A 13,438-nucleotide genomic window follows, 5' to 3' on the forward strand; every position below is an offset into this window, starting at 1 on the left:
CCCTCCGTGACCGCCGCCGCAGACAGCCCCGCCACAACCTCGGCGACGACACCCGAACGCAGCTTCATCGCCCCGCTCACAGGCATCCGCGCGCTCGCCGCGTTCTGGGTGTTCCTGCGGCACTACCGCACCGAACTGCTCGACGCGTTCCCCTTCATGAACGTGCTCGCCCCCCTCATGAACGTGGGCTACCTCGGCGTCGACCTGTTCTTCATCCTGAGCGGGTTCATCCTCACGGTCACGCACCTCGACACCATGACGGAGCGGCGCGGATGGCGCGCGACGCTCGGCTTCCTCTGGCTGCGGCTCGGCCGCGTGTGGCCCCTCACCGCCTTCGTGCTCATGCTCTTCGGGTCGTACTTCGTCGTCATGTTCTGGGTGACCGGCAACCCGGCCTACGCCGCCGAGATCGACGTGCCCCGCCTCGTCGAGCACCTCCTGCTCGTGCACGCCTGGTACCCGCACGAGCTCGACTGGAACGGCCTCGACTGGTCCATCAGCGCCGAGTGGCTCGCCTACCTCACCTTTGGCCTCGGCGGCGTGCTGCTGCTCGGCCGCTTCGCCCGCGTCGTCTCGCCGCGCGGCATGCTCATCACGATGGCGCTCTTGACGCTGCCGATGATCATCGTCGGCTGCAGCATGCAGGACGACACGATCCTCCTCTTCTCGCCCGAGAGCTGGGAGATCATGGGTGGCGTCGTCGCCATCCGCGTGCTCACCGAGTTCTGGATCGGTGCGATCCTCGCCGTCTTCCTGCGAGACCGGATGCGACGGGGCACCCCCTCACGCCTGCCCCTCCCCACCCTCACGGTCGCCGCCATCATCGTGCTCGTGTACCTCGTCACCGCATTCGACCCGCGTCGCTGGGCCCGCACCACGCAGGAACAGTTCCACAACGGCGTCGACCAGATCGCCTCGACCGAGACCATCGTGGTGCTGCCGCTCTTCGTCGTCCTCATCGGTGCACTCGCCGTGTACGGCCGGGACCCCCTCGCGCGGCTGCTCGCCACCCGACCTTTCGTGCTGGGCGGGCGCGTGTCGTATGCGCTGTACCTGTCACATCCGCTCGTCATCGGTGCCGGCCTCTTCATCACGCAGGCGACCGCCGCCACCGGGCTCGGCCTCATCGGCATCACGGGCTTCGTCATCGTGGCGTCGTGGGTCTTCGCGTGGGTGCTGTGGCGCTTCATCGAGGAGCCCGCGCGCAAGGCGGCGCGGCGGATGCTGCCAGACGCCTTCCGCGCGTGACCCCTTCAGAATTCAGGAAGGTGCTCTTGCTTCCTGAATTCTGAAAGTGGCTACGACGTCTCGATCGTGACGACCGCCGGCGCGCCCGCCGAGACCACGCGGGAGACGCAGCAGCACATCTTGGCGCGGTCCTCCTTCTGGCGGTCGCTGTAGAAGACGTCGCGGTGGTCGATGTTGCCCGTGAGCGACTGCACCCGCACCTCGCACAGCCCGCACTCGCCGCGGCGGCAGTCGAACATCATGTCAACGCCGGCATCCTCGAGCGCCTCGAGCATCGAGCGGCCCTTCGGCACGACCGCCTCGACGCCCAGCTTCGGGATGCGCACCGTGAACTCTTCGGGATCGAACCAGCCGCTCGCGCCGAAGGTCTCGTAGCGCAACTGTTGCGGCGGCAGGCCGCGGTCGCCCCAGGAACGACGCACGGCATCCATGAGCCGGATCGGCCCGCACATGTACACCTCGGTGTCGGCGCTGATCGACTCGACGAGCGCCGCGACCGACATGGTCGTGCCCTCGTCGTCGACGTGGATTCGGATGCGGTCGCCCAGTTCCTCATCGAGCTCGCGCAGGTAGGCCATCGCTGAGCGAGAGCGGCCCGCGTACACCAGGGTGAAATCGGCGTTGACCTTGGCGAGGGCCCGCGCCATCGCCGCGATCGCCGTGATGCCGACGCCGCCCGCGAGCAGCAGGTACCGCGGCGCCCCGTAGCGCAGCGGGAAGTTCTGCAGCGGCTGCGTCACCTCCAGCACGTCGCCGGGCGCGAGCTGGTGCATCCAGATGGACCCACCGCGCGACGTCGGCGTGCGGAACACACTCAGCGCGACGCGGTCGCCCGTGGCCGAGGCATCCACGATCGAGTACGACCGCTTCTCCGGCCTGCCGTCGATCGTGACCATGAGGTCGAGGTGCGTGCCCGGGTCGGCCTTCGCCGGTTTCTCTGGCGCAAGGACGATGCGACGGATGCCCGTGGCAATGTCCTCGACCGAGACGACCGTGGCGCGCTGCCAGACCTCGATGTTGCTCGCGACCACGTCAGGCGCCCGTGCGACGGAACGTTGGGGCGGCAGGCGCCATGCGTGCCGAGCGACCCTCGGCCTCGAGCATCCGTTCGATGATGCGGCGCGCCCACATGCCGCCCGCGTCGATGTTGAGGTTGTAGAACTCGTAGTCGGGGTTGGCGTCGATGGCGGCCTGCTGGGCTTCGAGCATGACTTCGTCTTCGCCGAAGACGCCGTGCACGCCCTGGCGCAGCTGGGTGGTGATGAGCTGGCTGTCGAGGCGGTAGTTGCGCATGAACGCCCAGAAGTAGTGGCTCGTGCGGTCGGTCTCGGGCGTGATCGTGTTCATGACGTAACCATTGACGCCTTGGCTGCGGTCACCCTCGGGCGCACCAGTGCCGGCCATCGCGACGCCCACGTCAATGTTGATGGTCGACGGCGCCTCGAAGTGGATGATCTGCCAGCGGTCGACCTTGCCCGAGAAGCCCGGGAACTTGTCGCGCATGTTCTTGAGCCAGAAAGGCGGCGGGTCGATGTTCAGCATCCACCGCTCGACCGTGACCGTGCGGTCATCGTGCGTCGTCACGAAGTCGGACTCGCTCAGCTCCTCCTGGCCGATGGTCGAGGAGTGCACGAACTCCTCGTGCGTGAGGTCCATGAGGTTGTCGAGCACGAGCTGGAAGTTGCACTTGGCGTGGATCGTGAGGCCGTCGCCCGCCCACTCGGGGCTGTCCATCTGGTGCATGTCGGGCACGAGCGCGGGGTCGGCAAGCGCCGGGTCGCCCACCCACACCCACACGTAGCGGTAGCGCTCCACGACCGGGAACGACGGCACGGTCGCGCTCGGGTTGATCGTCTCCTGCGCGGGCATGCTCACGCAGCGGCCGAGGGAGTCGTAGACGATGCCGTGATAGGGGCACTGGATGCCGTCGCGACCAACCACCTTGCCCATCGAGAGCGGCGCGAGGCGGTGCCAACAGGCGTCGGCGAGCGCGACGGCACGGCCGTCCTCGGTGCGGTAGAGCGCGAGCGGGCGGTCGGCGATGCGGCGGGCCATGGGCTTGCGTGTGACCTCGTGGTCCCAAGCGGCGACGTACCAGGCATTGAGCGGATGCGGCATGACCTTGTGTGTCGTCGAGGTCTGCCGGGCGGGCATGGTGTCGGTCATGTCTCTTCCTTCGCGATCGGCGTTGATCGGGGATGCTTGCATCGAGTCAGACTATCTATGTAGATAGATAGTTGTCGTGCGGATAGGCTAGCCCGCGGCATCCGCTGTCCGCAACCATCCGGGGGAACTCATGAGCCTGCGCAATGCGATCCTCGCGCTGCTCACCGTGGAACCGATGACCGGCTACGACCTGCTCAAGCACTTCGAGGCATCCGTCGGCCACGTCTGGCACGCGCCCGACTCGCAGATCTACCCTGCCCTGCGCGCCATGGAGAAAGACGGACTGCTCGAGGGCACGGATGTCACGTGGGGCCAGCGCGGCACCAAACGCCGCTACGCAATCACCGAGGCAGGGCGCACCGCCTTCCGCGAATGGATGGATACCCCACTCGACTACCCGCGCGACCGCGACCCCGTGCACCTCAAGGCCGCCTACTTCGAATGGGCGACCCCGGATGCCGCTGCTCTCCAATTGCGCGCCCATATCGCCCACTACACGGGGCGGCTCGAGCAGTGGCGCGAGAAGATCCGCGAGATCGAGACGGGCGGCAGCGACATGCTCAACCGGCGGCTGGCGACCGTGCCGTCATCGCAGCACGAGCGCACGATCGCGTTCAAGCGCTACACCTACGAGGGCATGATCGCGCGCGCGGAGGCCGAGATCGCGTGGGCCCGCCACGGGCTCGCCTTGCTCGACGAGCTCGAGTAGCAACTCCACAGCCGCAGACCCCTCGAGTTGCCCACTTCGGGGCGCCTCGCGGCAATCCAGAACGCGAGTTGCCCACTTTGGGTCTTCATGCCGCGCCCGAAGGCCCAAAGTGGGCAACTCGCAGGCGACAATGGGCAACTCGGCAGGGTCGGTCCTGCCAACCTGCCGCCGGGCGCCCTACGCCCCGCGGGCCGCCCGGAGCATGTCGTCGCGGTCCACGAGCTTGATGCGCTCGCGACCCTCGGGCGCGCCAAGGGCCTTCTCAGCCTCGTCGAGGTTGTGCCACCCCGAGAGGTCGGTGTACTCGACGCCGCGCGATTCGAGCAGCTCGACGACAGACTCCGGCGACGGATGCGACGGGCTCCACCAATCAGCCTGGCCGTTGATGACGTGGCTGATCGTCTCCATGGCGTCGCTCTTGGTGTGCCCGATGAGCCCGACGGGGCCACGCTTGATCCAGCCGGTCGCGAAGACACCGGGGACGACCTGGTCGTTGTCGTCGATGACCTGCCCCTCACGGTTGGGGATGACACCGCGGTGCTCGTCGAAGGGGATGCCGTCGAGGGGCGAGCCGAAGTAGCCGACCGCACGGTAGACCGCCTGCACGGGCACCTCGCGGATCTCGCCCGTGCCGCGCACGCCCCCCTCGCCGTCCGGCTCGGTGCGCTCGTAGCGCAGCGACTGCACGCCCGACTCCGCAGAGCCGACGATCTCGAGCGGCTTCGACCAGAAGTGCAGGTGCAGGCGGCGGGATGCCTGCCCGGTCTCGCGCGTGCGCCAGGAGTTCAGCACGCGGTTGATGACCATGACCTGCTTGTTGGTCGCGATGGCCGCCTCGGATGCGGCATCCGTCACCTCGAAGTCCTCGTCGTAGAGCACCATGTCGACGTCGTTGAGCTCGCCGAGTTCACGCAGCTCGAGGGGGGTGAACTTGACCTGGGCGGGTCCGCGGCGGCCGAAGACGTGCACGTCGGTCACGGCCGACGCCTTCAAACCGGAGTAGACGTTGGCGGGGATCTCGGTCGTGAGCAGGTCGTCGGCGTGCTTGGCGAGCATGCGGGCGACGTCGAGCGCAACGTTGCCGTTGCCGATCACTGCGACGGATGACGTGTCGAGCGGCCACTCGCGCGGGAAGTCGGGGTGCCCGTCGTACCAGTTGACGAACTCGGCGGCGCCGTAGCTGCGGGGCAGGTCGATGCCGGGGATGTCGAGCGAGGCATCCCGCACCGCACCCGTCGCGAAGATGACGGCGTTGTAGTGCTGCTTGAGGTCGTCGAGGGTGATGTCGGTGCCGTAGTGCACGTTGCCGAAGAGGCGGATGTCGCCGCGGTCGAGCACCTCGCGAAGGGCGTTGATGATGCCCTTGATGCGCGGGTGGTCGGGGGCGACGCCGTAGCGCACGAGCCCGTAGGGGGCGGGGAGGTGGTCGAAGAGGTCGATGGAGACATCGAACTGCTTCTCAGCCTTGAGGATGATGTCGGCGGCGTAGATGCCGGCAGGTCCGGCGCCGACGATGGCAAGCCTCAGCTTTGTCATGGGGTCCTTTCGGGGAAGGTCAGCTGCTGCGCTCGACGATGGAGTCCGCGAAGCGGGTGAGGGCCTTCTTGACGGGGCCCTCCGGGAGGGGTGCGATGGCGTCCTGCGCCTCGCGGGCCCAGCGGTGGGCCTCTTCTATCGTGCGGGCCGTGGCTGAGTGCTCGCGGAGTTGCGCGATCTCGGCATCCAGCGGGGTCTCCGCCTCGCGGCCGGCTTCGATGCGGGCGAGCAGGTCCGCGGCATCCAGGTCGGTCTCGGCATCGCGCTGCAGGTAGAGCAGCGGCAGCGTCACGACGCCCGCGCGCAGGTCGGTGCCGGCGACCTTGCCGGTCTCCTCGAACTCGGCGGAGAGGTCGATGACGTCGTCGACGAGCTGGAAGGCGACGCCGATCTTCTCGCCGAACTCCTCGACCTGGGCTTCGAAGGCGGCGGATGCCTCGGAGAAGCTGATGCCGATGCGCGCCGCTGCGGCGATCAACGAGCCGGTCTTGTCTGCGAGCACCTGAATGTAGTGCTCGATGGGGTCCTCGCCCTCGCGAGGGCCGATCGTCTCGTGCAGCTGGCCGAGGCAGAGCCGCTCAAAGGTGTCGGCCTGCAGGCGGATGGCATCTTCACCAAGGCTCGCGATGAGCTTGCTCGCCCGGGCGAACAGCAGGTCACCGGAGAGGATCGCGACCGAGTTGCCCCACACTGTCTGCGCGCTGGGGACGCCGCGACGCATGTGCGCCTCGTCCATGACATCGTCGTGGTAGAGCGAGGCGAGGTGCGTGATCTCGAGTGCCGTCGCGGCCGTGAGCACGCGATCGTCGACGCCGCCGCCCAACTGCGAGGTGAGCAGCGTGAGGGTCGGGCGCACGCGCTTGCCGCCCGCTTCGAGCAGGTAGCGGCTCGTGACATCCGCCAGTTCGTCGGCGAAGGCGACCTCGGTGAGCAGGCGCGCCTCGACCGCCTCGAGGCCCTTCTCGACCTGGTCGACGACGCGGCGTTCCTCGGCGGTCGCGAAGATCGCCTCGGTGAGGCCGAGCGACGCCACCATGCTTGCACGGCGGCGCACGCGTGTCAGCTTGCCGTCCACTACATCATCCTCATCATTGTGGCCCGACGTGCGGGCATAGCTCAGTTCGCCGCGGGCACGCGGGCGCGGTGCAGTGCCACCACTCCGGCCGTGAGGTTGCGGTGCTCGACCCCGGTGAAGCCGGCGTCGCGGATCCAGGATGCGAGCGTGGCCTGGTCTGGCCAGTCCGCGATGGATGCCGCCAGGTAGGTGTATGCCTCCGGGTTGGTGCTCGAGGCGCCCACCACGAGGGGCATCAGGTATTTCATGTAGGCGTTGTAGCCCGTGCGCACGAGTGCGAGCGGCGGGGTCGAGAACTCGCACACGACGAGGCGCCCGCCCGGTTTGAGCACGCGGCACATCTCGCGGAGCGCCCGCTTGGGGTCTTCGATGTTGCGCAGCCCGAAGGAGATTGTGACGGCGTCGAACTCGGCGCCGCCGAAGGGCAGGTCCATGGCGTCGGCCTGCACGAAGTCGATCTGCGGATGCTTGCGGCGGCCCACCTCGAGCATGCCGTGCGAGAAGTCGGCGGCCACGACGTGGGCTCCGCTGCGGGAGATCACCTCGGAGCTCGTGCCCGTTCCCGCCGCAATGTCGAGGATGCGCTCCCCCGGCTGCGGGGCGATGGCCTTGACGACGGCGTGGCGCCAGAGCGCCGAGTTGCCCATCGAGAGCACGCCGTTGGTGCGGTCGTATCCGGCCGCGACCTCGTCGAACATCGCCGACACCTGGTCGGGTTGCTTGTTGAGGTCAGCGGTTGCCACCCGCCAAGTCTACTCGTGGCGGGGATAGGCTTGCCGGGTGATCGATCCCGTGCTGCCGGCGCCCGCGCACGGTGTTGATTCACTGACCGTCGAGACGGTCGCCATCGACAACCCCGGCCCCCTCGTTTCGCTGCTCGACCGGCAGCAGCCGCTCCTGTGGCGTCGCCGCGGTTTCGGAATCGCCGGACACGGTGTCGCGGCCCGGTTCGAGTTCTCCGGCGCGACGCGGATGACGGATGCCGCGGCCACCTGGCGCGCGGTCGCCGACGCCGCCACGATCACCGACCCGCTGGCGTTGCCCGGCACGGGTCTTGTCGCGTTCGGCAGCTTCTCCTTCTCCGCGGGTTCGGTGCATGCGAGCCGGCTGGTGGTTCCGGCCTTCGTGGTGGGTCGCGCCGAGGAGCGCTTCTGGCTGACCCGCATCACGGTTGGCCCTGCGCCCGATGAGCCGCTGACGGCCGCGATGCTGCCGCGGGTTGAGGCCGCGACATCCGCCCCCCATGCGTCGTTTGTCGATGGGGTGCTCTCGTCGGAGCGGTACCTCGGCATCGTTCGGGACGGCATCGGGGCGATCCGCGATGGGCGGCTCAGCAAGGTCGTGCTCGCCCGCGACCTGACGGCGCGCCTCGAGGCGGGCACCGACATCCGCCCCACGATCGCCGCCCTGGCGGAGGGCTATCCCGACTGTTGGACCTTCGCGATCGACGGCTTCATCGGCTCCAGCCCCGAGACCCTCGTGAGCGTGCACGACGGTGTCGCCACGGCGCGGGTGCTGGCGGGCAGCGCCGCGAGGGGCACGGATGCCACGAGCGACGATGAGGCCGCGACCACCCTCGCGACCTCCCCCAAGGACCAGGACGAGCACGAGTTCGCGGTGCAGAGCGTGCTGGCATCGCTGCGTCCGCACAGTCGCGGGGTGGTCGCGAGCGAGGTTCCCTTCACCCTGCGACTGCCGAACGTGTGGCACCTCGCGAGCGACGTGGAGGGCGTACTCGACGACGGATCGACCTCGCTCGACCTCATTCAGGCGCTGCACCCGACCGCGGCCGTCGCGGGCACGCCGACGCCCGACGCCATGACGTTGATCGACGAGCTCGAGCCCTTCGACCGCGGACCCTACGCGGGCCCGGTCGGCTGGGTCGGCGCCGACGGCGACGGCGAGTGGGCGATCGCCCTGCGGAGCGCGCGAGTGGACCCAGACGGCACAGTGACCGCATGGGCGGGCGCCGGCATCGTGGCCGACTCCGACCCCGAGCGGGAACTCCTCGAGACCCGCATGAAGTTCAAGCCCGTCGTCGACGCATTCGACCCGATCGCCTGAGGCTCATCGGACCCAACCTCCGACGCGAGTGGCCAAACTTTCGGCTTCCCGACCGGGCTAGGCCGAAACTTTGGCCACTCACAGGGCAGAGCACCGCCCACGACGTCAAGCACCCGCCAGCGGGGCAGCCGTCAGCGCGCCAGCGGCACCTCGATCACGACCGGCCCGGGCGAACCCGTGAGCGCGGCATCCAGCTCGCTGCGGGTCGCCGCGCGCACGTACTCCCAGCCGTAGGCGCCAACGAGCGCACCCAGGTCGACCTCGTGCGGGGTCGTCATGACGCGCTCGAACGCGGAGGGGTCGGATGTCGCGGCGACCTCAAGCCCGCCGAAGATCGTTCCCCCACCGTCGTTGCCGACGATCACCTGGATTCGTGGTCGCTCCTCCCCGCGCCCGAGGAGCAGCCCCCCGGGCTCGTGCAGGAACGTCAGGTCGCCGACCAGCGCGCGGGTGACGCCCGTGGCATCCGTCGCGTCCTGGCTTGCGATCGCGACACCGATCGCGGTCGAGATTGTGCCGTCGATGCCGGCGAGACCGCGGTTGGCGTGCACGCGGATTTTCTTTCCGGGCACGGCGCTGTCGACCTCGCGGATGAGGCGCGAGGAGCCGAGCACAAGCCGGTCGTGCGGCCAGGTGGCACGCCACACGGCGTCGGCGAGGCCGCGGCGCGTGACGGGTGCACGGAGGGCGGCGAGCGTCTGCCGCTGGAACGCCGCCGTGACGGTGCCGTCGTAGGCATCCGGGGCATCGACGACGGGGGCGTCATCGGATGCCTCAATCAGGCCGCGGCTCGTGTGCACCCAGCGTCCCAGCCAGGAGCGGTCGGGGTCAGGGGCACCCTCGACCTCGATCGCATCGACGAACTCGGCGACGCGATGACCGGGGTTGTAGTCCTCGGGCGAGTCGCCGCGCACGACGATCGTGTGCACGTCAGCGCGCTGGATGAGCTGCGGCACCTCGCGACTCAGGCTCGGGTGGCCGAAGACGATGGCGCGCTCGACGCGGCCGCCGAAGTCGGCGTCGCGCAGGAGCTCGCGGTAGGCGGCGACGAGGTTGGGGCCGAAACGCGCACCGCTCGAGACCTCGGCAAGGAGCGGGGCGCCGAGGGCGCGGGCTGTTGCTTCGGCCTGCTCGCCGGAGCGGTCCCCGGCAATGACGACCGTGTGCGGCGCGGCGGAGATGCGGAGGGGGTGGTGGGTTGAGGAGCGAGGCACGAGCGTATCGAAACCCGCAGCGTCGCCCGCGGCAGGCAACTCCACGATCGCCGCCGAGAGGGGCTCGCGGAAGGCGACGTTCAGGTGCACCGGGCCAGGGGCATCCGAATGCCCGGATGCGGCCGACCACGCCTCCCGGGCGATCGCACGTGCACCAGCTGGGTCGACGCTGTCGTGCGAGGGCGCGTCGATGTCGCGGGTGAAGCGCACGGCCGGGCCGAAGATGCCGTGCTGCTCCGTCGTCTGGTTGGAGCCGATGCCGCGGAGCTCGGCGGGGCGGTCGCCAGTGATGACGATGAGGGGCACGCCCGCGTGGTGTGCCTCAAGCACCGCGGGGTGCAGGTTGGCGACGGCGGTGCCCGAGGTCGTGATGACGGCGGCCGGATGCCCCGACTCGGCCGCGAGACCAAGCGCGAGAAAGCCGGCCGAACGCTCGTCGATGCGCACGTGCAGGCGGGCACGGTCGGCCCGTTCGAACTCAGCGGCGGCAAGCGCCAGCGCCTGCGAGCGCGAGCCGGGACTCACGACGAGGTGGCGTACGCCGAGGTCAACGAGTTCCGCCAGCAGGCTGACCGCGAACTCCGTCGCCGGGCTCCCGGGCGTCATTCGCCCTTGGGCTCGTCGCTCGTGCCCTTCAGGCCCGTGTTGTCTTCGTCGTCGAGTTCCGCAAGCTTCGCCTCGAGGTCGCGGATGCGCTGCTCGCGCTCCGCCTCGGTGTCGACGCTGCGCAGGAACGCGGGGTCGTCGTCGGGGTAGACCGGACGCGAGGGCGAGGGGCGACTGCCGGCACGCGGCATCCGCTCCTTGCCGATCGTGAACCAGAGCAGCCCACCGATGAGCGGCAGGATGATGATGACGAAGACCCAAGCGCCCTTGGGGAGGCCGCGGGCACGGAAGTCGTCGGTGCGGATGCAGTCGATGAGCGCGTAGACCCAGAAGGCCAGCAACAGTGCTGCCCCGAAGACGGGTAGGAAGGCGCGCATGCCACGAGTCTACGCCAGCGGACTTGGTGGCCGCTGGGCGAGCAGCCGACCGAAGCGACGGATGCCCAGCCCGCCCTGCGTAGACTCGTGGCGTGAAATCCTCCCACCGTTGGTTGCTCTACACGCTCCTGCGCCTCGGCCTCTTCGCCGGCGTCTTCGCCGCACTGATGCTGCTCGGCATCTGGTGGTGGTTGTCGGCGATCTTCGCGATGGTGATCTCCTTCTCGGTCGCGTACCTGTTCTTCCGCGACACCCGCGACCAGCTGGCCCTCGACCTGCAGCAGCGGCGCGAGAAGCCCGAGGTGCACCCCGACGCCGAGGCTGAGGACGCGGTGACGGATGCGCCGGACACGGTTGCAGCCGAAAGGCGCGACGAGTCCGGCCCCGAGGCCCGCTAGACCCAGCTCCCGCTAGAACACGATCGCGGCGGCCAACCCCAGCGCGAAGACGAGCGAGGTGATGCTCGCGAGCTTGAGCACGAGCAGGAACTCCTGCGCCGTCTTGCCCGTGCATGCGATGATCGCCGCGGGCACCGCGAGGAGCAGCACGAAGAACACGTACTTCGCGAGGATGAACAGCAGCGCGAAGAACACGAGGATGCCGAACGGCGCCAGGATCAGCACCGTGAAGAGCACGCGGGATGCCGTGAGCCCGATGAGCACCGAGAGGGTGCGCTTGCCGGAGAGGCGGTCCTGTTCGATGTCGCGCATGTTGTTGGCGACGAGCACGGAGCAGGCGAAGAGCCCCGCGATGACCGCGAGCAGCCACGCCTCGAGCGAGACGGTGCCCACCTGCACGTACATCGTGCCGGCGGTCGCGACGAGGCCGAAGAACACGAAGACGAAGACCTCGCCCAGACCGTAGTAGCCATACGGATGCTTGCCACCGGTGTAGAACCAGGCGGCGGCGATCGCGGCCGCCCCGACGGCGAGCAGCCACCACTGCCCGCTGAGCACGATGACGGCGAGGCCGGCCAGCGCGCCGAGGCCGAGGAACACGAGCGCCACCGTCAGCACCGTGCGGGGCTTCGCGGCGCCCGAGCCGGTCAACCGCGACGGGCCCACGCGGTGGGCGTCGGTGCCACGGATGCCGTCGGAGTAGTCGTTCGCGTAGTTGACGCCGATCTGCAGCAGGAGCGCGGTCGCGAGGCACAGGAGCGCCCGCACCCAGTGCCAGCCCTCTTCGGGCGCGGAGAAGTGGGCCGCCGCCGTGCCAAGCACGACGGGAGCGATGCCGAGCGTGAGGGTGCGGATGCGAGCCCCGGCGATCCAGTCGCCCGCCGTCGCCGGCTTCACCTTCGCCTGCGGGGGCACCGGCCGCTTGGTGCTGCGCGCCGCCGCCGCGGTCTTGCGGGGATCCATTCTCTGCTGCTTCGCTCTAGCCACGATCGAATCCTATTCGGGAGTGCACACGAGGCATCCGCCATGAGCGCTGGCGCTTCTCATCAGCGCTGCCGAATATTCGGGCGCTCTGACGAAAAGACACCGCGCTCGTCAGAACTGCCAGGGGAACGGCGACCAGTCCGGCGCGCGCTTCTCGAGGAACGAGTCGCGGCCCTCGACGGCCTCGTCCGTGCCGTAGGCGAGGCGCGTCGCCTCGCCCGCGAAGACCTGCTGCCCCACGAGCCCGTCGTCGACCGCGTTGAAGGCGAACTTGAGCATCCGGATGGCGGTCGGCGACTTGGTCAGGATCTCCTGCGCCCACTCGTAGGCTGTGATCTCGAGCTCCTCGTGCGGCACGACCGAGTTGACCGACCCCATCTCGTAGGCACGCTGGGCGCTGTACTCCCTGGCGAGGAAGAAGACCTCGCGCGCGTTCTTCTGCCCGATCTGACGAGCGAAGTAGGCACTGCCGTAACCGGCGTCGAAGGAGCCGACATCGGCATCCGTCTGCTTGAACTTGCCGTGCTCAGCCGACGCGATCGTCAGGTCGCAGACGACGTGGAGCGAGTGGCCGCCGCCAGCCGCCCAGCCGGGCACGACCGCGATGACGACCTTCGGCATGAAGCGGATGAGCCGCTGCACCTCGAGGATGTGGAGGCGGCCCGAACGCGCGGGGTCCTGCACGGTCGTCGCGTCATCCGAGTACTTGTAACCGTCACGGCCCCGGATGCGCTGGTCGCCACCCGAGCAGAAGGCCCAGCCGCCATCCTTGGGGCTCGGCCCGTTGCCGGTCAGCAGCACGACGCCGATGCGCGGGTTCTGGCGGGCGTCGTCGAGCGCGCGGTAGAGCTCATCGACCGTGTGCGGGCGGAACGCGTTGCGCACCTCCGGCCGATTGAACGCGATGCGGGCGACGCGGCCGTCAGTGTCGTGGTGGTACGTGATGTCGGTCAGCGCGTCGGCGCCCGGCGCCACCACCCAGCGGGATTCGTCGAAGAGCTCGGAGACGGTCATGCTCCCAGCCTACGGGCGGGCGGCGCGCGAAGTTTTGTGCGTCGCGC

The 13,438-nt window shown here is 69.1% G+C and carries 13 protein-coding genes; 4 read left to right on the forward strand and 9 right to left on the reverse strand.

Going from position 1 to position 13,438, the window contains the following annotated elements; all coding sequences use genetic code 11:
* Positions 1–6: 6 nt before the first annotated feature.
* On the forward strand, positions 7–1,248 hold the full coding sequence (locus ACIQK7_RS04075; RefSeq protein ID WP_403021565.1) for an acyltransferase family protein: 1,242 nt from the start codon (positions 7–9) through the stop codon (positions 1,246–1,248).
* A gap of 50 nt (positions 1,249–1,298) precedes the next feature.
* Here the strand turns inward: ACIQK7_RS04075 and ACIQK7_RS04080 are convergent, their stop codons facing one another.
* On the reverse strand, positions 1,299–2,279 hold the full coding sequence (locus ACIQK7_RS04080) for a PDR/VanB family oxidoreductase (RefSeq protein ID WP_403021567.1): 981 nt from the start codon (positions 2,277–2,279) through the stop codon (positions 1,299–1,301).
* A gap of 1 nt (position 2,280) precedes the next feature.
* Positions 2,281–3,414 carry an aromatic ring-hydroxylating dioxygenase subunit alpha gene (locus tag ACIQK7_RS04085; protein WP_403021570.1) on the reverse strand — a complete coding sequence of 378 codons (1,134 nt, stop codon included), beginning with the start codon at positions 3,412–3,414 and terminating at the stop codon, positions 2,281–2,283.
* Positions 3,415–3,544: 130 nt separating this feature from the next.
* Between ACIQK7_RS04085 and ACIQK7_RS04090 the strand changes: the two genes are divergently transcribed.
* Complete coding sequence (locus tag ACIQK7_RS04090) at positions 3,545–4,123, forward strand: PadR family transcriptional regulator (RefSeq protein WP_403021572.1); 579 nt, start codon at positions 3,545–3,547, stop codon at positions 4,121–4,123.
* Positions 4,124–4,300: 177 nt separating this feature from the next.
* On the opposite strand, the gene ACIQK7_RS04095 is transcribed toward ACIQK7_RS04090, so the two are convergent.
* From ACIQK7_RS04095 to ubiE, 3 genes are all read right to left on the reverse strand, one after another.
* Positions 4,301–5,659: an FAD-dependent oxidoreductase gene (locus ACIQK7_RS04095; RefSeq protein WP_403021574.1), complete on the reverse strand. Its 1,359-nt coding sequence runs from the start codon at positions 5,657–5,659 to the stop codon at positions 4,301–4,303.
* A gap of 19 nt (positions 5,660–5,678) precedes the next feature.
* The gene (locus ACIQK7_RS04100; RefSeq protein ID WP_403023968.1) at positions 5,679–6,695 is read right to left on the reverse strand and encodes a polyprenyl synthetase family protein; all 1,017 of its coding nucleotides are present in this window, start codon (positions 6,693–6,695) and stop codon (positions 5,679–5,681) included.
* 80 nt (positions 6,696–6,775) lie between these two features.
* Positions 6,776–7,477: a bifunctional demethylmenaquinone methyltransferase/2-methoxy-6-polyprenyl-1,4-benzoquinol methylase UbiE gene (gene ubiE / locus ACIQK7_RS04105; RefSeq protein ID WP_403021576.1), complete on the reverse strand. Its 702-nt coding sequence runs from the start codon at positions 7,475–7,477 to the stop codon at positions 6,776–6,778.
* Between the two features lie 37 nt (positions 7,478–7,514).
* Between ubiE and ACIQK7_RS04110 the strand changes: the two genes are divergently transcribed.
* Entirely contained in the window at positions 7,515–8,798 is a 1,284-nt protein-coding gene (locus ACIQK7_RS04110; protein WP_403021579.1) for an isochorismate synthase MenF, read from the forward strand.
* A gap of 131 nt (positions 8,799–8,929) precedes the next feature.
* Here ACIQK7_RS04110 and menD read toward each other — a convergent pair whose 3' ends face one another.
* Positions 8,930–10,618 (reverse strand): 2-succinyl-5-enolpyruvyl-6-hydroxy-3-cyclohexene-1-carboxylic-acid synthase, encoded by a 1,689-nt coding sequence (menD, locus tag ACIQK7_RS04115; RefSeq protein ID WP_403021582.1) that lies wholly within the window; start codon positions 10,616–10,618, stop codon positions 8,930–8,932.
* Positions 10,615–10,995, reverse strand: a complete 381-nt coding sequence (locus ACIQK7_RS04120) for a PLDc N-terminal domain-containing protein (RefSeq protein WP_403021584.1) — start codon at positions 10,993–10,995, stop codon at positions 10,615–10,617. Before ACIQK7_RS04120 ends, menD begins: the two co-directional genes overlap by 4 nt.
* Positions 10,996–11,087: 92 nt before the next feature.
* On the opposite strand from ACIQK7_RS04120, the gene ACIQK7_RS04125 reads away from it, so the two are divergent.
* A complete protein-coding gene (locus ACIQK7_RS04125) occupies positions 11,088–11,393 on the forward strand; it encodes a DUF4229 domain-containing protein (RefSeq protein WP_403021587.1) in 306 nt (101 codons plus the stop codon).
* A gap of 12 nt (positions 11,394–11,405) precedes the next feature.
* On the opposite strand, the gene ACIQK7_RS04130 is transcribed toward ACIQK7_RS04125, so the two are convergent.
* Both ACIQK7_RS04130 and ACIQK7_RS04135 read right to left on the reverse strand, forming a co-directional pair.
* Positions 11,406–12,356, reverse strand: coding sequence for a 1,4-dihydroxy-2-naphthoate polyprenyltransferase (locus ACIQK7_RS04130; protein ID WP_403021589.1), 951 nt, complete (start codon positions 12,354–12,356; stop codon positions 11,406–11,408).
* A gap of 132 nt (positions 12,357–12,488) precedes the next feature.
* Entirely contained in the window at positions 12,489–13,391 is a 903-nt protein-coding gene (locus ACIQK7_RS04135; protein WP_403021591.1) for a 1,4-dihydroxy-2-naphthoyl-CoA synthase, read from the reverse strand.
* Between the last annotated feature and the right edge of the window lie 47 nt (positions 13,392–13,438).

This window comes from Salinibacterium sp. GXW1014, assembly GCF_044769865.1.
In the GTDB taxonomy this organism is placed as follows: Bacteria; Actinomycetota; Actinomycetes; order Actinomycetales; family Microbacteriaceae; genus Homoserinimonas.

What these genes read in the sequence shown, in the direction of transcription:
- ACIQK7_RS04095 (WP_403021574.1), bottom strand. Translation starts at nt 5,659, where the DNA reads ATGACAAAGCTGAGGCTTGCCATCGTCGGCGCCGGACCTGCCGGCATC.
- ACIQK7_RS04135 (WP_403021591.1), bottom strand. Translation starts at nt 13,391, where the DNA reads ATGACCGTCTCCGAGCTCTTCGACGAATCCCGCTGGGTGGTGGCGCCG.
- ACIQK7_RS04120 (WP_403021584.1), bottom strand. Translation starts at nt 10,995, where the DNA reads ATGCGCGCCTTCCTACCCGTCTTCGGGGCAGCACTGTTGCTGGCCTTC.
- ACIQK7_RS04090 (WP_403021572.1), top strand. Translation starts at nt 3,545, where the DNA reads ATGAGCCTGCGCAATGCGATCCTCGCGCTGCTCACCGTGGAACCGATG.
- ACIQK7_RS04130 (WP_403021589.1), bottom strand. Translation starts at nt 12,356, where the DNA reads ATGGATCCCCGCAAGACCGCGGCGGCGGCGCGCAGCACCAAGCGGCCG.
- ACIQK7_RS04085 (WP_403021570.1), bottom strand. Translation starts at nt 3,414, where the DNA reads ATGACCGACACCATGCCCGCCCGGCAGACCTCGACGACACACAAGGTC.
- ACIQK7_RS04100 (WP_403023968.1), bottom strand. Translation starts at nt 6,695, where the DNA reads ATGGTGGCGTCGCTCGGCCTCACCGAGGCGATCTTCGCGACCGCCGAG.
- menD (WP_403021582.1), bottom strand. Translation starts at nt 10,618, where the DNA reads ATGACGCCCGGGAGCCCGGCGACGGAGTTCGCGGTCAGCCTGCTGGCG.